The sequence below is a fragment of the Bradyrhizobium genomosp. III genome (assembly GCF_000261705.1).
Lineage (GTDB): Bacteria > Pseudomonadota > Alphaproteobacteria > Rhizobiales > Xanthobacteraceae > Bradyrhizobium > Bradyrhizobium ottawaense.
Map to the genome: position 1 here is coordinate 1 of NZ_AJQF01000518.1, position 20762 is coordinate 20762.

General features: G+C 57.8%; 17 protein-coding genes and 1 pseudogene. 4 read left to right on the forward strand and 14 right to left on the reverse strand.

Annotated features, from left to right (window positions below; translation table 11 throughout):
* On the reverse strand, positions 1-1106 hold a 1106-nt coding region (modC, locus tag IC66_RS0140140), incomplete at its 3' end, for a molybdenum ABC transporter ATP-binding protein (protein ID WP_038951244.1).
* A gap of 2067 nt (positions 1107-3173) precedes the next feature.
* On the opposite strand from modC, the gene IC66_RS47400 reads away from it, so the two are divergent.
* The 3 genes from IC66_RS47400 (at position 3174) to IC66_RS48780 (ending at position 5476) form a co-directional block, all read left to right on the forward strand.
* Positions 3174-3470 (forward strand): hypothetical protein, encoded by a 297-nt coding sequence (locus tag IC66_RS47400; protein ID WP_161170740.1) that lies wholly within the window; start codon positions 3174-3176, stop codon positions 3468-3470.
* 1088 nt (positions 3471-4558) lie between these two features.
* Positions 4559-4948: a hypothetical protein gene (locus IC66_RS48775; protein WP_014497954.1), complete on the forward strand. Its 390-nt coding sequence runs from the start codon at positions 4559-4561 to the stop codon at positions 4946-4948.
* A gap of 84 nt (positions 4949-5032) precedes the next feature.
* On the forward strand, positions 5033-5476 hold the full coding sequence (locus tag IC66_RS48780) for an NEL domain-containing protein (protein WP_240536560.1): 444 nt from the start codon (positions 5033-5035) through the stop codon (positions 5474-5476).
* Positions 5477-6022: 546 nt separating this feature from the next.
* Here IC66_RS48780 and IC66_RS0140160 read toward each other — a convergent pair.
* From IC66_RS0140160 to IC66_RS44470, 13 genes and pseudogenes are all read right to left on the reverse strand, one after another.
* Positions 6023-6742, reverse strand: coding sequence for a hypothetical protein (locus IC66_RS0140160; RefSeq protein ID WP_011084599.1), 720 nt, complete (start codon positions 6740-6742; stop codon positions 6023-6025).
* 54 nt (positions 6743-6796) lie between these two features.
* Complete coding sequence (locus tag IC66_RS0140165) at positions 6797-7546, reverse strand: hypothetical protein (protein WP_011084600.1); 750 nt, start codon at positions 7544-7546, stop codon at positions 6797-6799.
* 519 nt (positions 7547-8065) lie between these two features.
* Positions 8066-9471: pseudogene (locus IC66_RS47405) on the reverse strand (M16 family metallopeptidase).
* A 53-nt stretch (positions 9472-9524) separates the two neighbouring features.
* On the reverse strand, positions 9525-10871 hold the full coding sequence (locus IC66_RS0140180; protein ID WP_083859401.1) for a M16 family metallopeptidase: 1347 nt from the start codon (positions 10869-10871) through the stop codon (positions 9525-9527).
* Between the two features lie 1114 nt (positions 10872-11985).
* A complete protein-coding gene (locus tag IC66_RS0140190) occupies positions 11986-12408 on the reverse strand; it encodes a hypothetical protein (RefSeq protein ID WP_011084606.1) in 423 nt (140 codons plus the stop codon).
* Between the two features lie 567 nt (positions 12409-12975).
* The gene (locus IC66_RS44460) at positions 12976-13566 is read right to left on the reverse strand and encodes a tetratricopeptide repeat protein (protein ID WP_011084608.1); all 591 of its coding nucleotides are present in this window, start codon (positions 13564-13566) and stop codon (positions 12976-12978) included.
* A 30-nt stretch (positions 13567-13596) separates the two neighbouring features.
* Positions 13597-15696 (reverse strand): type III secretion system export apparatus subunit SctV, encoded by a 2100-nt coding sequence (sctV, locus tag IC66_RS0140200; RefSeq protein ID WP_038951246.1) that lies wholly within the window; start codon positions 15694-15696, stop codon positions 13597-13599.
* A 9-nt stretch (positions 15697-15705) separates the two neighbouring features.
* Positions 15706-16134, reverse strand: coding sequence for a tetratricopeptide repeat protein (locus tag IC66_RS0140205; RefSeq protein ID WP_011084610.1), 429 nt, complete (start codon positions 16132-16134; stop codon positions 15706-15708).
* A 2-nt stretch (positions 16135-16136) separates the two neighbouring features.
* The gene (locus IC66_RS44465) at positions 16137-16673 is read right to left on the reverse strand and encodes a hypothetical protein (RefSeq protein ID WP_011084611.1); all 537 of its coding nucleotides are present in this window, start codon (positions 16671-16673) and stop codon (positions 16137-16139) included.
* Between the two features lie 33 nt (positions 16674-16706).
* Positions 16707-17600 carry a SctD/MshK family protein gene (locus IC66_RS0140215; protein ID WP_011084612.1) on the reverse strand — a complete coding sequence of 298 codons (894 nt, stop codon included), beginning with the start codon at positions 17598-17600 and terminating at the stop codon, positions 16707-16709.
* Between the two features lie 116 nt (positions 17601-17716).
* On the reverse strand, positions 17717-17908 hold the full coding sequence (locus IC66_RS0140220; protein ID WP_014497948.1) for a hypothetical protein: 192 nt from the start codon (positions 17906-17908) through the stop codon (positions 17717-17719).
* A gap of 42 nt (positions 17909-17950) precedes the next feature.
* Positions 17951-18259: a hypothetical protein gene (locus IC66_RS0140225; protein WP_011084613.1), complete on the reverse strand. Its 309-nt coding sequence runs from the start codon at positions 18257-18259 to the stop codon at positions 17951-17953.
* Positions 18260-18356: 97 nt separating this feature from the next.
* The gene (locus IC66_RS44470) at positions 18357-18917 is read right to left on the reverse strand and encodes a hypothetical protein (RefSeq protein ID WP_080588795.1); all 561 of its coding nucleotides are present in this window, start codon (positions 18915-18917) and stop codon (positions 18357-18359) included.
* Between the two features lie 250 nt (positions 18918-19167).
* Between IC66_RS44470 and IC66_RS0140230 the strand changes: the two genes are divergently transcribed.
* Complete coding sequence (locus IC66_RS0140230) at positions 19168-20622, forward strand: DUF1521 domain-containing protein (RefSeq protein ID WP_014497946.1); 1455 nt, start codon at positions 19168-19170, stop codon at positions 20620-20622.
* Positions 20623-20762: the final 140 nt, after the last annotated feature.

The window sequence follows — 20762 nt, forward strand, 5'->3', positions numbered from 1 at the left end:
CTCATTCCGTCATCACCCAGTTTCCCGCATAGCTCTTCCGCGAATACTTCCGCTCCAATACTGAGCCGTAGGGCATCAAAGGAGCGGCGCGTGATGCGCGCCAAAAGCGGCACGCCAGAGTGGCCAGTTTCAAGGGTCAGAACCAAGGTGACCTCAGCATCGCCGTGCGGCAGAGAGGCCGTTATGCGTGCTCGAAATACATTGAGGATAGAGCTTGCGCGCGGAGGTTCGCACGCAATGCTGACGTCGCCGGCAGCGATGCGCAGCCGCAGCCTTGCGCCCGGCCTTAGCGGTACTGCTGGTATCAGAAAGCGCGCGGATTTGAGGCGGAGCTTGACCAGCCCGTAGCGCCCGTCATAACCGCCGACCATAGTATCCAGACAGATTGCCGCTTCACTGCGGCTGGCGAGCGCCGGGTCGCTCTGGGTGACATTGAGCGGACCGGCCGCAGTCACGGTGCCATCTTTCATCATGACGAGATGATCGGCGAGACGTTCGATATCGGTGATGTCATGGCTGATGTAGATCATCGGCAACGCAAGCGATTGCAGGATGCGTTCGAGAAATGGCAGGATCTCGCATTTGGCGGAGCGGTCGCGCACAATGAGTGGATCGTCCAGCAGGAGTAGCCGAGGCTGGCCTAGCAGCGCACTGCCAAGGGCAAGTCGCTGCCGCTCGGTCTTGGAAAGATGTGATGGCGTACGCTCGAGCAGTGGCGCCAAGCCGAGCAATTCGACCACACCATCAAAATCGATCAGTGTCGGTTCCGAGTTTGACGCGTTGTATAAAAGGGTGCGTCGTACCGACAAATGAGAAGAGAGGATCGGTAGCTGAAATACATATGCGACGCGACGCAGATGAGGCGGTCGAAACGTCGTCTCATCTTGCCAAATCTCCCCATCAATCGCACAGAAGCCATTCGGCAGACGCTGCACGCCAGCGATGCAGCGCGCGAGTGTAGTTTTGCCGCACCCAGGCGGACCAAAAATCGCTGTGACGCCTTTGGCCGGTACGCTGAACTGCGTATCAAGCAGAATGCTCGCGAGCGAGCCGTTGAAGGCAACCTCAATATAGCCCTTCTTGGCTTCTTTGGTGAACCCGCCCATGTGCTGCATCTTCCATCTAAGTGAGGAGCCTAGCGGCTGCACTGGAGGTGATCGTTATGCTGCTGGCCATCCAGTCTATTCCGCTCCAGCACGGCGCTGCTGCTCGCAAGAGGGTATAAAGTGGGAGGGAGGCGTGCAGAGCGGTTTCAAGTCCGGAGCCTTGTTGAGCAGCTCCACGCCGGTGGATCGTGGCAATCGGTACGGTGGCCGGCGCGCTTACCTTAAGAGTTAAGCGCCGCCTTTCCAGCAACGCGAGGTCTTTGGTCTGCTTGGCCGGGCCGAGGCCTTCTGGTGAATGTTGAATGGCGCGGCTTGAGAGGTTGGGGGGCAAAGATGCCGGCTCACGCCAAAGCTGAATACTGGCCCGCGGCCGGAAATCGGCATCAATGATCCCACAGCTTCGCGAGCCGATTTGAAGTCTGCCCAGTAGCTGATCGTAGCCTCTGCACTCTCAGGTGCGACCAGCATCAGCGCCAGGTCGATTAACATGAATCGAATAAGTCTCATTGGAACTCCGGCTCCGCCTGAGCCGCTTCCTTCCCGGCAACTGGCTGATACTTACCCAGCAATCCGCGTGCCGTTCGAAGTGATAACTGGGCGGTTAGCGGCAAGGGAGGCGTTTTATCTGTCTCCACTCCGCGTCTTAAATCGCCGCATCCTATTGTAGGACTTTGACGCTCGCGTCTCCAACCGCACATGCAGGGCCGTGAGGCGGCACCCAAGGATCATGCCAAGCCTCTCGCGTTCGAGATCGTGCTTTGGCGAATATGCGGCCGTAGAGCTCGTCAATGATGCACAACTCCATGCCATCCGACTGACGCGCCATCCGATCTACTCGGCGGAGAAGGCCTGTAGACGGTCGCTTGGCGAAAGCGCTGACCGAGATGATATGCGGTGCCCGCGCGCTCAAAGTGCTTGAATCGACCGTAACGTCAGGTTGTAGGCATGGCGAAGCAGAAAACCATATTGGGAGCCAACATGGGCACATAAGTGCTAAACGGCCGATCTCTGTTTGTCGCGGTCTTCGCAATGCGTGTTGCGAGTGGCGGGATAATGATTCGGAGCGCGGCAATCATTGCAGCCGGCCCGCGAGAAGCGAGACTCATGGCTGCCGAGGCATTCCAATCCGGTAAACAGATCACCTCTCGGGGCAAAGAAAAACAGAGAAGCACAGGCGTCTTATGAGGGGTTTGGTCAATCAAGAGCGACGAATGGGCTGGACTTGCAATGCGCATCGCTTTGCAGCCGTCCTCGCTGCGATCGCGATCGCTGCGACATGGTGCACAGGACACGCTCGCGCGCGAGATCGGCGAGCCGAGGAAGTCTTGGCGTCGTGCAAATCAGACGTGATCCGCTTCTGTGACCGCTTTACAGGCCGTAGCGATGTTGACGTGGCCATGTTTTGTCTTAGGGACAATTTCAAAAACTTGCACCGCGAATGCCGGCGCATGATGCCAACCGCGGCAAACGAAAACGATGCACCGAGACAATCGCTCAACAAGCGCCCGGTAGGCCCTCATCGAGAGACGCGGCAGTTGCGAACTCGAACGATAGTGAAGTATTCAGACTGACGGGCGGCGGGGTTGGCCAGCTTGGTGGCTGAAGGTCGACCGGGCTGGAGCATCAGCCTGCCGAGGCGCAGTCGGCTGGGTGGGACCGATCCGTGATTGGATTGGCTCGATTAGCGATACAGTTGCCCAGGCGTGGTGCGGCCTTGAATTTCGAGTTTCGTGCTGCAGCAGTTGCGCTTTGTTCAGCGCTGTAGCCATTCGCGGCTTCGAGGTTTTGTGAAGTTGCTTTCGTCTCTCTGTGGCTGGTCCCAAGGGCAATCAGCGTCAGCTGTGGAGGCAGTGGACCGTACTGTCATCAATTTATGGCATTGTGGCCCGCGACTACGTATTTTTGCGGAAGTGGCTAAGTCGGCTGCGACAGCCAATGATTGCCGGAATATCAGCGCGTTTGTTTCATCGCGGTTGCCTTAGATTTCTCAGGATTACCTTCGGCTAGACTGAGCTGTAACAGATTGGGCTAGGAAACCTCTTTTGTTAGCCGCTGATCGATTTCCCCATGCAACCGCTTGATACCATTGCGGCGTTCTCTATGGGCGCTTCAGGGGAGTCGCTTCGCCCGATTGTGGTGCTCCTGACCGAATACACTTTAGAGCTCAAGGCGAAAGGAAACGCCGTCGACGAGAGCCGTTCAAAGGCAGAGAGCTGTTCATGCAGACGCTTCTCAAGGGCCTTGCGTTCGGTGCCAGGCAGGTCGGTGTTAAGTAGCCGGCGGCAGCGCCAGATTCCGTTTCGCAGCCATCTGATCTCACTTAGCGTATCATCAATCGAAGTCATCACGGATGTTGATCCTTAAGTGTAAAACATGGCGATGCTCGTCGAGCGGTCGTTCCCTGGCTCCGCATTCCTGCCGGATAGTTGAGCCGACAACGGCGTATCGCCCGCTCGTGTCCGGAGGAGGCGAGAAGTCCGATGTATGCGACGCTTATAAGTCAATATTATCCTACGCCGCGCGTTTGGCGAGAAATCGCGGCAGATCCTCGCGGTTTCAATGCGCCGCGAACGTGTGTCCTGCACAATTCCAGCGCTCATAGGGTTAAGCGTGTTTAACGCGAGATCAACAAGGCGCACTAGCTGCTCGAGTTATTTGGTCGCGGCGCAGCTAGGCTACACTGAGCTCGACACAGAAAATCTGTCGTACCAGTGACAGATGCACCTGTCCGATTATCCAGTCGGAAGGATACCGTGAAGAGCCGCCCGATCGCCGTTTGCCGGTTCACGTGACCAATGTTAAAATGGCTGGGAACTCCGCGTCGAAGAGAATTAGCGAGCCCGCGGTGTTGACATCGGGGCGCGCTGCGTCTCGTAGCCAAGCGCGTTAGCGCGATAGGCTGCAAGCTTTTGAGCTCAGCTATCGCCCAAGCGTTTGACCCCGGGGAGAAGTATGGCCGCCTCGCCTCACGTCACAGCAAAGTTGCCGGCCTAAACGCGCTGCTGCCGGCGGACCGGCACCCGCCACCAGCCGGTCCAGCACAAAGTGATTCGTCTGCGGAGAGCTGAGCCCAAGGTTACGGAATTACAAACGCCATCCGTCATTTCGTCGCTCCGGACTGCGTCAGGTTATCGACAGGTGGCGCTCGTATCATGAGCGCCGCTACTCCCTTGCAGGCTTGGCTCAATGGGCGCAGAGCTCGCAGGCGAGACCGGTGGACTGCAATATCAATTGATCCGCGAGCGAAACGCCGTCTGGATTCGCTACACTGTCTGCAGTGGGTGCTAGTTGCAGAAGCGTATCCGGGCCATTCGTGCCTGTCGGCACGCTTGTGGGATCGCACCTCACTCCTTGTGGGCCGGTGGCGCGTCAGCCATAGTGGAGGATTGGCGGTTCTAAGATGCGCCGCCCCGGCGCATTCGCTTCATTTTGCTACCGAAGAAACGATATCGATGAACACAGAACAGCTCGTCACTCGTATTCCTTCCGCAACTTCCGATTTGGAAAGCTCCGAACCAGGCTCTCCGGCCGCACCGCTGTGGGGAGAGACCTTGGCCGGCGTGCACACGTCCGCTGCCGGAGCGGTTGCCTCGCCGGAGGAGGTGCTGGCCAACTGGGCTGCCGAAGACGGGCAGGGGCAACATGGGGATCGGCAACAAGCGGTAAGCCGAACGTCGGCTTGGCGGGGGACGGGTGATCTCAATCAGCCGCTAGATCTGTCGTCTCGGTCCCTTACCGCCTTGCCTGCGCCCATTTTGGCCGAGGTGCGCCGCCTGAATGTGGATCACAATCAGCTCGACAGCCTGCCCGAGACACTTTCGACCGGCCTCCAGCGGCTCTAGGCCATCAGCAATGGGCTGACGCGCCTGCCTGCAGAGACCGTGAACTACCATCACTAGGCGTTCCGCCTGGCGGTCGCCGAAGATCTGCGGCAGGCAGCCGTCAGGCCCCGTTTACGCGAGCAGTATTTCGAGTTGGCTTCCGGAGCGAACGGGAGCTGCGAAGATCGCGTTACTTTGGTCTGGAACGGCATGCAGACCGCACGCCTGAACGCTGATGTCGAGGACGGACTCTATGACGGGCGCCTCGGCGAACTGCTCCAGAACGACCGCGTCTTGTTTCGCTTGGAAGCGCTTGACGGGATCGCGCGCGAGAGGGGCAACTCACTTCGCCGTGCCGATCCCGACGCGGATGTCGACGAGATCGAGGTTTATCTTGCCTACCAAGCCCAGCTGCGGGACGCCCTGGAGCTGCGGCACAACGCTCCCGACATGCGCTTCATGAATGTGTCTCAAGTGACCGAGGCCGATGTGGCCAGGGCCGAGGCGTCGGCGCGGGACGGGAAGCGGCGGAATTTCGGGACTATTTAGCGACGCGATGGCAACCATGGAAAGCGTGGTGAGGCGTATGGTACCCCAAGATTATGCTGAAATGCAGGAGCGGCTCGTCGGCGTGATGGGTGTACAATTTGAAACCCGCTTGGATGAGCGACTGGCTGAGCATGGTCTGACGGGCGATGCCGATGCCGAGCCGGTCCTCGGCGCCAGATACGAAACGAGATTGCCCGCGCGATCAAAAGCGCGCTCCTGCATCAGGTCCTCGGGAAGCTCGGCCTTCAGCTATGAGCGCACCTCCGAAGGAGGGTCCGTCGATCCGCCTCGCCGGTCACAAAAGTCAAAATTTAATCGACGCCTTCCGGGACGGACTGCCTGCATGACGGACTGTCTGCATGAGCCATTGCCGAATGAGCTCTGTTAATTGCGCCCGTGCGTCCGTGCGGACGATCATGGTATAGGATGGACATCCAAGAGAAGATTAGCAAAACGCAATGCGTTCACGTTGCGAGCGCCGTTGAACTCAGCGCTCAACGGCCTCTCATAGGCCAGACAAATAGATGGGGGATCAGACCGATCTCTTCAAGTCGCCCTCGTGCAACGTAGGCTACCGATGTCCGTCCCCCGCGGCCGATCCCACCTTCGCAGCGTCACACTCGAATCCAGATCGCGAAACATGCCGTAATTCCGCCGGATCCATTGATGCAGCTCGGTGGACCAGTCCTTCTCGTTGCGCAGATACCCAGTGAAGGAAAAGCCAAGCCGATCTATATATCTCTTAAGGAACAGCGGTAGTGCGGAAATTCGAATCACCCGATCGCCGTCCATCGCTTCAGGTAATCCGCCGCGCAGTGCGAATTCATTGTGGATGATGACCAGCGAGGCCGGGGGAATTCGCCGCCGCAGCATCTCGTAACCACGAAAGGAGATGCGATCTGCGCCCGCGACGAAGAGTACGACAGGGGTGACACAGCACCGCGCCGTCTCCTTGACGAAGCCAATCTCCTCGCACATCTTGAAGAATTCGTCGAAGGCGTGAAAGCCGAGATCGATTACTTTGGGTACACGATCGTGAACGATGAGAGGGTCCATCAGCTGCATCTTGCCGTATGTGTCGATCACATCCGCGGTCTCCGTGATGTTGGGCAGGTAGTCGAGCAATGATGGCTCTTTCAAGTTGACGTCAAACGACAGCGTTGTACCGTCTTTCAGCAGCAAGAACTCGCTCATGGCCCGAGCGATGAGGGTTTTACCGACCTGCGGGCTAGGTGAGCAGATGATGTAGATGGGGGTCGCTAACATAGCCAGCAGATCAATTTCGTTCCGTGCGTGGGCTCGAGCTTGCCGGATATACGGCTACTTCTCGCCGGCCCGGGTGGCGGACTTGGCCCCGGCCAATTCCGTCAAGTTGATGCGATCAAATTCGCTCCAGACATTTGCCAGCCAGTGCCGGACATAGCCGCGCAGCACGAAGGAGTTGTTCGCGGGTTCATCATTGCGTCCCTTGTTCGCGACGAAGTCTATGAACGGGACGGACGCGACTTCCACCTGCTCATACGCCATCTCGTTAAGCTTCGGGATGGTCAACTCAGTCGCATGTTTGATGCGATGAAAATAGGAATTATAAGTGGCTTGATCCCACTGGAAGAATTGAGTGTCGTTGATGAAGTTCTTGACCAGGTAGTACTTTGCACCGGTCATGAAAGTCGCGGTTTCCTCGATCTCGTCTAGCGACGCGATAGATGATCCCAGGATGTGGAACACGGCAAATGTGATCTGGCCAGACCGTGCCGAGTCCAGAAAGCCGATGTTGCGCAAGGAAGCCAGCGCAGAGGACAGTAGGCCTGCGCGAGCATCGATGACAGTGACGGACAGCCCTGAGTTCAAGGTATCGAAGATCTTCATCTGGTCCGCCGTCGCAGTCATGTCGACGATCTCAGTGATCCCGGGGTAAAAGCGCTTCAGCGTTCCCCGGGGCGACTCCGTGTCGAACGCGCGTATTTGCACGTTATTGACGCTAAAGTAGTCCAGTAGCGTTCGTGATACGGTCGTCTTGCCGACTCCTCCCTTGTCCGCACCGACTACAATTACCACTGGCTTCACCATAGAAACATCTCCTGAGCTCTTGCTATTGCCGCGCGCAAAGTGCGCTATCGGCGCGTCACTGCTTTGGGTGCGAACATGGCGGAAAGAAGGGGCAATGAACCGCCGATGCGAGAGCTCTGCAACTGATAAGCGTTTTCAACATCTAGCGAGTAACGTCGCGTGATGATGCAGCTCCGGCAATGGGAGTAATCACTTGTACTGGTGATTTACGTGAGGTTTGTGTGCGGCTGGAATATGCGGGGCAAGAATCAAAGTCTGCCCATGGTGATCGTTGGATTGCCGTAGGTTCGCTATGGATGCTGTCGCTGCCGCTATCAAATTTTAATGGGAGACCGAGTCTTACGTAGCGTCAGATTGCGAGCTCGATGAAAGCGCAAATCGGGGGGATGCTAGGCGGTCCGACTATGGCTTCGCAGACCATCAAAGGTCTACTGGATCAGATCGCCGTCTTTTCGGCATGCCGAGGAATATCTCCACGAGCTAAAGGTGAGTGGCTAAAGGCCTCTCTGCGCGCGAGAGCTAAGCACATGGGCTGCTAGAAAATAAATTGGGCGGCGTCGTCGGGCCGGTGTCTAGCTGATCGGCGCCCGGCGGGGGTGTAGTCCTGGACGGCACAATGGCCGCCTGCGCTGCGTCCTTTGGGGCGCGGCCGACGATAATTGTGAGCAGACCCCCGCCCCACAGCCGCTGCGCTGCTCTCTTTGGCGTCTTCCAGCGTCACCGCATCGACGACGGCATTCTGGTTTTCGAGATAGTCGATAGGCAACTTGTCAAGCTGATGCTGCAGTAGCGTTCGCGCCAGTTTTGATGATGTGTTGAGAGCTACCAGTTGCGAGCCCTTCAGGTAGGACTTTGCGTCATCGAGCTCCTGCTGAGTCGGTCCTTCCGCGGCGATCTGTCGGACCTGCTTCTCGATTTCTTCAACCGTTTCACCGGCCCGATCGGCGCAGGTGCCGCTGGTACCGAGAAACATGGCTGAATGATCCAGCCAGACAAGCTGCTCACGGACTGAATAAGCCAGTCCGCGCTTCTCGCGGACTTCGCGGAACAGGCGTGACGTCAGGCCGCCGCCGCCGAGAATGTGGTTGACGATACAGGCGGGCATGAAACCCGGCTCGCTGCGACGGACGGCTGGACCGCCAAAAGTCACAACTGTCTGCGGCACATCGAGCTGAATAAAGACCCGCTGCGGCGGCTTTGCTGCGATGACGTCGGCGACCGGCATCGCTTCCGCGTTGCTCGGCAGGCTGCCAAAGGTCTTATCGAGCAGCTTGCAGACGGCCCCTGGATCGACCCCGCCGACCACCGCGATTTTGAACGTGTCTTTTTGCAATGACGCGCCGGACATAACCCTTGAGATCCTCGGCCTCTATCTTCGGCACGCTTTCCAAGTAGCCATCGACTGGGCGAGCATAGGGATGATCCCCAAAAGCGACTTCGAGGAACTTGCGGCGAGCCAGCGACGAAGGATCGGTTGAGTCGTGCCGAAGGCGCGCAAGCACAGCGGCACGGTTCCATTCGACGTCGGCGGCCTCAAAACGCGGCGAGGTTAGCGCGATCCGTAAAAGCTCGAAGGCCTCCTCCGCGCTGTCATTGATCGTGCGCAAGGCACCGCGGAAGTGATCATGGGTCACGTGAAAACGCAGCTCAATGGCATGGCGGTCCAGCCGCTGATGAAAGGTCTTGAAGTCAAATTTGCCGGAACCTTCCTTGAGCAGCCCAGAAACCATGTGGGCTACGCCAGGTCTTTGAGCGGGATCCTGAGCCGCGCCGCCGGTGAAGGCATATTCCATCGAGATCAATGGGACAGTGGAGTCCTGCACGAACCAGGCTTCTATGCCGCAAGACGAAATCAAACGCTTGATCCTGGTCCGGTCCAGTGATCGTGGTGCGGCATGCGAATTTGACGAAGCGAGCACCGCCATGGAGAGGGAGGCTCCTCCAAGGAGGATCCCGCGTCGAGTGCAAGGATGGATCACTAGAGCGTCTCCCAGTGTTGCGGGGTAGACTCTTTGACGAGATAGCCGGTTACCGCTCGTTTCTTGTCGAGCCATATCCGCGCGGCCTCATGCACCTGCGGTGCGCCGACCGCTCGGATGTCGTCCGGCCAGCGTTGTACATCCTCGATGCATAGTCCCGTCGTCAGGGCGCGGCCATACCAGTGAGCGAGCAGTTCCTGACTGTCTTGGGCGTAGGCGACTTGCGCGGTTAGCCGCGTCTTCGCCCGCTGGAGATCTTCGGCACTCGCGGGATTACGGGCAATACCGGCGATTACCTCGTCGATGCAGCGCTCGATCAGGCTGAGGTTGGCGCCAGGCTTTGGTATGACGGAAATCTCGAATAGCGATGGATCGAGCGCGGCAGAGTGGTAGCTCGCCCTGGCGGTGACCGCGAGCTGCTTTTCGACAACCAGCGAGAGATAGAGATATGAGTTAATGCCGCCGCCCATCAACTGCTCGAGCACCTCAAGCGCTGGACCCTCGCCCGCGGCCGCGCTGCGAGTCGAGGGTATGAGATAATAGCGGCGCAGGGCCGGCTGCTCGACGCGGGCATCGGCCAGTGTCACTCTGCGCTGCGCGGCCGGCGGCGGTTCCTGCGGCCGCAGGCGTTCCTTGGGAATCGAAGGTTGCGCGGGGATGCCGCCAAACGTCTCCTTCACCATGGAGCGCATTTCCTTGGTGGCTACGTCGCCAGCGACAATCAGGATCGCGTTGTTAGGTGCATAGAAGCGCCGGTAGAAGGCAAGCGCGTCCTCTCGGGTAAGCTTTTCGATTTCCTGGCGCCACGCGATAATAGGGTGGCCGTAGGGGTGGTTGAGGTAAAGCGCCGCCATCATCTGCTCAGCAAGCCGGTTACCTGGATGGTTGGCGACCCTCATATTGAATTCCTCCAGCACGACGTCTCGCTCGGAGAGCACGTTCTCGTCCTTGAGAACGAGACCGGTCATGCGGTCGGCTTCAAATTCCATCATCTTGCCGAGGTGCTCTCGAGGCACGTGCTGGAAGTAGCTGGTGAAGTCGAACCCGGTAAAGGCGTTCTGGTAGCCGCTGGCGCGCAGCACGGCCTTGGAGAATTCATCCGCCGGATGTTTGGAAGTACCCTTGAACATCAGGTGTTCGAGGAAATGCGCAAGCCCCGATTTGCCGGGCGGTTCATCCGCGGAACCGACCTTATACCAGATCATCTGAGTGACGACTGGTGTGCGATGATCCTGGATCACAACCACCTGCAGGTCGTTCTGAAGCGTGAAGCATGCTGCTCGATCTGATCTGACCGTGCCGGCATAGACGCTAACCGCCGGAGTGGTGCGCGTCGTCGAGTCCAAGGCTTCAGGTGGCCAAATGTAACCGTCGACATGTCATGAACACAACCTTGCGCACAACGTCTCAGGAGAACTTGGCGTCTCTGGAGATTTGGGGGTAGATCAAGCGCGATATACGCTGGCACAACACTCAGCAGCTTGCCGTCACACATCTCGCTCTACACGATGAGCGGCTTGACGATTTGTCTGCCAGCGAGCAGCTCCTCTGAGTACACTGCGCCGAAGTAGTCCAGGATGAACGTGCGACAACAGCGTAGTTTATCGGCCGCGCGCATCAGGTGCCGCGGGGGAGCGCGATTGAGAAGATTTGCCGCAAAAGCCCATCGGTTGTTGACGCGCGAGGTAAACAAATGCTCAGCGATAGCTTCGATGAGACAGTGGAAGTCACTTGCCGGCCGTCGCGGTTTACGTAAGGCAAAGGGAAGCCGAGCGCACCGCTCACCGTCCTTAAATCACCTGCCAACAAGTCACTCAGATTAAGGATACCAAGGGCACCGCAGATCGCGGTCATGTGATTTGCGGTTGCAAGCCGGAGCCTGGTTGGCGCATGTTAACTACTTCGCTATTTCTCCTCTCTCTTATCTGAACGACAAGATGCCAGAAGGGCGTGGATGTAGCAGTGCCGAGCGGGTTTGATGAGGATGTGATCCTCCCGGAGGACGTTCATGCCGGCAAGATTCTGCCAACCAATCATGCCGTCCGCTGCCGGCGGCTAAAGGGCTGAAAACGGTTTGCGAGCAAGTTTTTTCCCGGGAAGGCAGAGGAGGAGATCCTCACATGGCAGGACCGGGTGTCATGGAGATCGTGCGCCGCCATCGCGCGCTGTAGCTTCGCAGTGCCGATAGACCGCGTCATTTCGGCTGATACAAGCAGGCTCTTTGCTGGCGCAAGCTGCAGATCAGGAGGAACACGAGGCTGCGGAGTCCGAGAGATAATCGATCTGCTGCTCGTCCGGCTTGATTCCGCCAGACGAAAGGACCCACAGCGCAGTCCAACTCCGCCTGCGGATACGGAAAAGATGTCGGTGCTCAAGAGTACATGCAGCAGGAAATGAGATAGAGGCCTGATCTTGCCCCGCCGATCCGGCCAATCGCTCTTCGTGTGATGCCTGTAGGCTCTACATAAAGTCATATTCCTCATCATACGGATCGTTCGCGGGCTTCGCTACACTCTCGGTATACTTGGCATTGCCGCTGTTGTCTTCAGTCGCGGCAAGATACAAAGGCGGCTTACCCGCCCGCTGCCAATTGCCGCCTTCGTTCTTCCATTTGTCATCGTGCTTGGTGGGATCTAGCACCATCATCGAGTCACTAACCTCAAGAAAGCCCAACGCTGCCGCGCGGGCTTTCGCTTCCGGATTGGAAGAGTGGGAGAGAACGAGCGGTTTGTTTCCGTCGATCTGGAGCTGATGTTCAAGCAAGATATCGCCCGCGTTCTCGACGAGCGGATGAGTAACCCGGAAAGCTATTGTTGAGGTGATTTCATCTCGTCCAGGAAATTGATGGCGCCAATCATTGTTGCCCTTGAACAGCTCACTCATGCGGCCGCCGGGTTCCGTTCTCAGAAGCCCGACGCTCTTGTTCCCAAGCTGATAGCTGAAAAAGCACGATTTCTCCGAAATAGACTTCGTGCCGAAGCGAAATGCAGTGTCCGCTGTGCGTGAGCCTTTTCGGAAACCCAGCGCGAGTATCGCTGCGGATTGGCAGCAATATCCTCTATGTCTCCTCCATAAAAATCTGCCAGCTTATTCTCAAACGAAGATTTTGAGATCTCAACCACCGGCCGCTCGTCAACCAGCGCGTATGGCGGGACTGCTGCCAAAGATGCATCAACGGAGCAGCTCGATGGCGCCAAACTCAGAGCAGAGAATACATCCAAGAATCTTGGGCTATCCGTGTGGGAGCCATCGTCCGAGCTCGTTCCCATTTCATCGAGCTCGGACGCACGTTCGCTGTTAGATAGAGCTTTAGTGTTTTGAAACATAACACGTCCTGTTATGTCGGCGAGGCCGCGCCGGAGTGGGGTTCCGCGCTCATAGTAAGCCTAGCTGTCGGCAAGCTGACAGCTAAGCATCACGCTTCGCTATTCCTGCCCGCTCTTGATCGCCTTATCTTGAACGAGCCAATGCTTTCCGGCTGCCCGCCTGAGGTGCTGCGCTGGCATCGCCGGCGTCCATCTTGCCTTGAAGGGCGAGGGACAGTCCGAAATTGTTGCGCAGCATCGGGTTTGCAGGTTCCGCCGCGAGAGCTTGGCGGTATAGCTCTTGGGCTTCCTGATGACGGCCCTCGTGATCGAGAACAACTGCTTTGGCATTTAATGCGCGCAGGTCGCCAGGGGTTGCCAATAACACGCCGTCGAGCACCTCAAGCGCATCATTCGGACAGTTGCGTGCCAGCAGGGCTCGCGCAAGAGGAATAGCCGCATCAATGTTGTTCGGCTGTTGCTTCAATGCGTCGCGCAGAGCCCCTTCATCAGCATCTCGGCCAAGCGCGTGCGAAATGCGCTCGCGCGCGGCGGGGTCGATCTCTTCGCTGTCTGCGAGGTCTGATGCGGACCTCTGCTGCGGTGAAAGGCCATGTTTGTCTGCGGTAGCGCAACCAGCGAGCAGCACAACAGTCAGCATCGCAAGCAGAGCCGGCCGCAGCCTTGGACTGGCGGAGCACAGATATCGGCGGAAGCTGGTGTCATTAGATTTCATCGGCTACTCACAAGGTAGTGCTGCGCACTCTTAGCTTGCAGCTGTTAGGAGCCCTCCTGAGGAAGGCGCCTTTGGAAGCTTGACGGATCCGATCGGCCGGACCGTGAAGTCCGCGGCGAGATCTTGATAGGACAGAACAGGCAAGTCGATTCCGTTGCGCGTGAGAAAACCGCGCACGAAACGCCGGATATCCATCGAACCGAGGACGACAGGCTGGCTCTTACTTTGCGCGATGGTCGCATGAATCTGACGAAATTGTGCAAGCAGCTTTTCGCTCTGCCATTCATCCAAGACGAGATATGGGCCTACGGCCGTTTCCCGTACTGCGCCGCGGATGACTTCCTCGCTCTCACGCTCGATGATAAAGGCGACCACGACGCGATGGGCATTAGCATACCGGAAGCAGATTTGGCGTTTTAAGGTAGCACGAACATACTCGGTGAGCAGGACGGCGTTTTGCTCGCGCTCGCTCCATTCTGCCAATGCCTCCAGAAGCAAGCGGGTATTGCGGATTGGAATGCCTTCATCGAGCAAGCGGCGCAGGACCTCGGCGATCCGAGGGACGGTGGCCGTACGCAGTACCTCCTTCACCAGATCAGGGTATTCCTGCTCCATCCGAGCGAGCAATTGGCGGGTTTCCTGAATACCGACCAGGCGCTGTGCAAAGCGCGTCAATGTGGAATGGAGACGTAAGGCAAGAACTTCGCTTAGCCGATGATATCCGATTCCGGCGGCCTTGAGAGCCGCTGCATGCCGTTCTTCGATCCAGACCCGATTCGTTTCAGGGTCTTGTTGAAAGGGGATGCCGCTCAATTCGATGTTCGCGACATCGTCGTTGAGTGCCAAGTGCCCGGGATTGATCACATCACGCTCAACTGGCACACTATCGACATCGACCCTGAACTGCGACGAGGACAAGCTGTCGCCAATCTGGGCAGGGATCCGCGGAATGGTGATGCCAAGGTCCGCCGACACGAGCCTTGAAACACGCGAAATGCTCTCTTCCAGCTCGTCTTTGTCGATCGAATCCGTCAGGTTTGGTGCAAGGAACAACGCGATCGGAAGCGCTTCCGCATGTGCGGCCTGCTTTTGGACCGCTGCAGGAACCGGCGCCGATGCCGCGGCGCTAGCTCCTATTTTGGCGGCAGGCTTGTCGTCTTTGGGGCCGACCTTGACGTAGCTTGCGGCAGCGAACAGGACGGCCAGCACGGCAAACGGGGGCAAAGGAAAGCCAGGAACGAGCCCCATGAATACCAAGACGCAAGCGGCTAGCCTAAGTGCCTCCGTACTTGCGGTAAGTTGGTGAACGATATCGGCGCCGAGTCTGAGTTTGGAGGGTCCGTTGACGCGCGTGACAATGGTCGCGGCGGTAATTGACAGCAGCAGCGCCGGAATCTGCGAAATGAGCGCATCACCAATCGTCAAAAGAGTATATTGATGCAGCGCTTCATCGAGCGACATGCCCTTGGAGAGCAGGCCGATGCTTATTCCGCCAAGCATATTGATGCAGATCACGATCAGCCCGGCGATCGCGTCTCCCTTAACGAACTTCATGGCACCATCCATAGCGCCATGAAGCTGACTCTCTTGTTCCAAGGCGGCACGTCGGCGGCGTGCTTCGTGTTGATCGATGTGGCTGTTGCGTAGCTCCGCATCGATCGCCATCTGCTTGCCTGGTAGCGCGTCAAGCGTGAAGCGCGCAGACACCTCTGCGACGCGTTCGGCACCCTTGGCAAGAACCATGAATTGGACCATGGTCACGATCAAGAATATGACAATTCCGACCGCAATATTCCCTGAAATGACGAAGTCGCCGAAGGTGTGAATGATGCTGCCCGCGTCGCCTTCGGCGAGGATCAGCCGTGTTGTTGCAATCGTCAGCGCCAGCCGAAATACGGTGGAGATCAGGATGACGCCCGGCAAGGACGAGAAATCAAGCGGTGTGCTGAGATAGAGGGCAACCATCAGCAGCAATATGGCAAAGCCAAGATTGAAGCCGATCAGCATGTCGATCACGATGATTGGGATTGGCATGATCATCATGCCGATCGCTAGAAGCAGCATCAAGGCAACCATGAAATCCGGGTGGGCCGGAGCGCGCACGACAAAGCCGCGCAAGGTGTTGGCCATGATAGATCCCTATTGCTTTCGGATGAGGGCTGTACTCGCGCGCAATGACACATAGGTCTGGAAGACCTCGCGAGCCTCGGCCATGCGGCCAGCGTGCCGTAGCGCGTGACTGCGCAACAGCGTCATCGGTATGCGAGAAGAGGGTTGCGTATCAAGTGCGTCCAGCCGGTCCAGCACATGGAGTGCTTCCTCGCCGAGGCCCTCGGCGATGAGCGTGTAGGCTAGAATGCGGAGTAGACCGACGTCGTTGGAATGCTCGCGAGCTGCAATTCGCAACAGAGCCAGGCTGTGTGCGCTCTGCCCGCACGCGAGATGGACATATGAGAGTGCGCAAAGCAGGTCGCGCTCTGGCCCGGAGATCGACGGAATATCGCCGGATTTTGAGACTCCTGGAGCCAGGGGAACGGCGACGCGATGCAATCCATCAGGATCGGCCATGGCTAACCCTTGATTAAGCTGTTTTGGTTTTGTCGGAGCATTAGTAACCGCTGCAGCTCCTGCTGCAGGATTGCCAAGCACTCTCGCGCCGTCTTGTCTTCCGGCGTCGCCTCCAATGTTCGCGTCAAGCGTTCCAGAAGAACACCATGCTTGTCAGCGCGCAGTACGTCGGGATGACGAAGGCGCGGAACTACGAAGGAGAGTAGTCCGCGGGACAGATTGGGACCATAAAGCGAAGCCAATCTCGCGCGTGCATCTACCTCATTCGCTCCTGCTTCGCTTTCGAATAAAGTGACGCGTGAGATGGCGCCGACGGAATCGACCCCGAGCGCCGCTTCGCTCGCGCCATCAATTGGCAGATCATACGAAGCCGCATCCTGCCACGACGCCCGCTTCGTGCCGCTATCCGCATGGGCGCCTCCGACTTCGAGCTTATCACCTCGCGAAGGAGGCGAGCCGATGACTGGTGCGTGCTGGCCCGCATCTAACCCCTGCGATGAGTTGCCGGGCCCTACGGAGTTCTGAGGCAGCCTAGCCATAGCCTTCTCCTTCTCTTTTGCAGGGTAGAGACCTTAATAGGGCAAAGCGGCAGATCGGCCGTTGCGGCTGAGCAGAACTCGTCCATCCTCGATTCGATCAACGGTCCATCCATTACTTAAGAGCGCGCCGACGAAATACTTCTGCCCGGCAATAAGCAGATAAGGTTCGCTTCCGCGCCAGACGGCTTGGACAGCAATCGAAGACGGCATCTTTTCCTCTTTCACCGCGACAGCGTTCACAAGGGTCGGGGTACCATTGCTTTGACGATCGAACCATTGCTGGATTTCTTTCCATTTTGCGACGAGGTCCGGCGCAATCGTCCCTTCCGCGGTCACGACGCCGGGCCCGTGCCCGATCTTGACGTCAGGAAGGCCCTCTCGTTCGATCTGTTGGCGCAGTGATGCGGCCATTTCATCAGCAGCTCTCGCGTCAAAATGATCGACGGTTGGTTTAGCGGCAATTTCGACCGCGTGCGATGATCCGGTGCTTGGCGCCACCGCCCTATCGCCGGGGGCAAAGATGATTGAGACGGTGCCGATCGCGACAGAGCTGAGCAAGATCAGGCTGAGTGCCACGATCGAGCGGCGAGATCGCTTGCTCGAAGCAATTGGTTGGAAATCCTCTGCCGACCAGCGGATGGACATCGCGCCGGCATGAATGATCGCGGGAAGCGGCACTCTGACGCGCTCACCTGTTGCAATGCTAGCGTGACGGTCAATGCTGATTCTGGCAGCGAGCGCTTCGAGCTCGATCGAATCGCGCTGCGGGATGACGCGAAGATGATGCGGTTCGAGCCCTTGTTCAACGAAGATCATGTCCGCATCGAGGCCGCTGCCCACAATGCTCTCGCCGCCCGCCGTCTTTCCTTTGAGCCCGGTATAGACCCCCGAAAGCACCTCGAACTCAAGCGAAACAGAGTCGTTCACGATAATCCCCCGAATAACGAGAGAAGCCGTACGGCAGTGCCGTACGGCTCATCCAGACTTCGTCATTCACAGCGCGGCGACGGTAGCAACTGCGGTGAGCCACCCGTCTTGCAGAATTACTGGACGCGCTCGTCGGCGACCTTCTTCTCGGACGAGAGTTCGGTCGTAATTCTGCGCATTGCCACGGCCTGGGCCTGAACCTTCTGGCTCACACGCTCGAATTCAGCCATCTGGTTCTGGAAGCCGCTATCGCCGGTCTGCTGGGCACCAGCAGCGCCGCCATTTCCGCCAACATTGTCAACCGCCATGTCTATTTGCCTTTCTTTTGGGATAACGCTGGTTCTGATTTGTTACGAGGTGCGGGCCGGCGAGACGATCGCAGGAATGGAAAGGAACATGGGCGTACCGCCGAGCGTGCTGAGCCCGAGGTTCAGCTCCGGGCTCTTGCAGGCAGTCTCGTGCTTGGATTGCACCTCGGTCTTTTCGCCGGCGTCTTTGTGGTCTTCGGCCTTATCATGGTGACCCTCGTCGGGCACCAAGGTGTGGACCACCTTGTCAAAGACCTTGTCCACGGTCCCGCCCAGTGCCGAACCAATTGCCGCTCCGGCCGGGCCGCCTAGGTAACCGCCGGCGGCGCTTCCAATCATTTCTCCGATCATTGCGTTCTCCTATGTTCGTCTTGTTGCGCAGACGACTGTTCGCCTAGCTTCAGCGGCCTCATGCTAGGGGCGCTAGCTTTCGAAAAGCTGACGAGCCTCACGTTGAGGCGAGTGATATTTTGCGGCAGGCTTGCATCTGCTCGCAATCATCGGATCGCCCTGTCGCTCCCAGCGGCGCCCTATAGCCGGCTTGGATGAAGGCGAGTTGAGCCGTGCTTAGCTGCGCGTTCAGGAATGATTTGACTTGGCGGAACCTTCGCAGGCGCGTGGCTTGCAGGGTGGAGCACGGAAGCGGGATAAGGTCATCGAGCCGTGCGGATCTCAGCCCTCGCTTGTCCCGTTTGGCTAAGATGGCGGCTTGCGAAAGCTCACCTTTCGCGAAGTCTTGATGTTTGGGAAAATGCAGCGAGAGTTCAAGCTGTTGATCGCTCCTCGCAGATGATGTGCAGTTCCGGCGGGAGCGCTGATTGCGGTGAGGATGAGATGATTGGCTGATAACCGGCAACGTCGTGTCATTTGCCTGAAGACATGGGAGCACCGCTGGTACCAGACGAATCTTGCCAGGAAGGAATATTAAATCTTGCGATACGTTCAGCGAAGGATGCGTTTCGGACATCCGATCGATGCCAAAGTGCGTGCGGCTTGGCTCGCTGATCATCGTCAGCTTTTCGACAGGTGTTCAGGCTACCGTATCTGTGAGTTGAATGCGCGTGATGTGCTCGTGCGGTTACGGTGATGGGGCGAGAGAGGATCTCCATAGGCTGCCGGTTCTGGCAAGGGAATTAGTCGTTCGTTCGGATGAGCTGATCAGGCGCTCTCATGCAGATCTGAAGCGGCGGATCTTGGGTGACTATGCGCGTAACGCTCACAGTTTTACAGATGTCGTCTATGCAACAGGAGTGAACTAAATGCAGTATCTTCCCGTGGCCGGCCTGCCAGTGGTGGGTGCGCCCGACTCGATGAACGGAGTGGCGCCGGAGGGCGCTGTTGTCACTCCCACCTTCAACGCCATGTTGGGGCAATATGCCCCGGCGAGCTACCAGTACTTGCCGGTAGCCTCACCAGCCCTCGTCGGTACGGCCGTTGGGAGTGTCGTTCCGGTCGTCGTGGCGCCAGCCGTCGTTACGACGCAGGCGTACATGATGGCGCCTCCTCCTTCCACCATGCTGATGAGCCAGCTGAATCAGAATGCCGAGCCTGCTGTGGATCCGGTGTGGACGCATGAGGTCAAGGATGGCAAGGCCACGATCAACCTTGGGGACAAGTATACGATTACGGCCAATGAGAAGGATGGCACGTGGACAGTCCGCAACAACCAGACCGGCCATGTCACGGTCATTCATGGCGACCCGCACGTTGATGCCGACGGAGACGGCAAGGATGACTTCGATTTCAAGAAGGATATGACGTTTCAGCTCGACGACGGCACGAAGATTACTGTGAATAATGTCGACTACGGCAATGGCCAGGCCATCTCTTCAAAGCTTACGATTACGAACGGCCACAACGCGATCGTTGTCGAGGGGCTCGGCGACGACAAGGATGGCAAAAACAATCTGAGGGTGACGCAGTCCAACGCTGGGATGACCCTTGACGAGTTGACGTCTGATGGTGCCCAAACGATCCATGAGAGTGGACAGGGATGGGTCGATGGCGCCGGACGCGCCGTGAATCAGGCGAGTATCGACGACGGCGAGCAAGGGCGTGGGCCGGGCAACTACCAGTATGCAAGCGGAGCGCCCACCTCTACGGCGCCCGTCTTCTTCGTTCCTCCTCCGCCGCCGCCTCTTGCGATGGTGCCTGTTGCGGCTGCCCAGGTGCCCACGCAGTCTTCTCAGCCGGCGCCAGTGTGGTCACATGAGGTCAGGGACGGCAAGGCTGAGATCAAGCTTGGTGATAAGTATTCGATCTTGGTCGACGAAAATGACGGAACAGTGCTCATTCGTAACAGTCAAACAGGCAAGATCACCTCGATTAAAGGCGATCCCCACGTCGATGCCGACGGTGACGGCAAGGTCGACTTTGACTTCAAGAAGAACATGACTTTCCAGCTCGACGACGGCACGAAGATTACTGTCGACACCGTTGATATCGGCAAGGGCAAAACGATGGCCTCGAAGCTGACCATTACTAACGGCGACAATGCCATGGTCGTCGAAGGGCTTGGAGACCGCTTTGACGGTAAGAACAATCTCAAGGTGACGCAGTCGAATGCGGGCCGTACGCTTGATCAATTGACTTCGGACGGAGCCCAGACGATTTATGAACAACCAGGCTCGGGCTGGGTTGACCGGTCTGGACGCCAGGTGAACCAGGAAATCATCGACAGCAATGAGAATCCAGGCACAACGTCCGATGCTTGAGTTGGCCTGAGGTCTGGCTGGTACTGCGAAGCGGTTCCAGCTTATGGGATAAGTCACTGAAGTGGGCGCTAGCGCCCGCTTTTCGTGTTCAGTGAGGAGATGAAGATACTAGTACCCACTTTTCTTGGAACGTGAGTCGT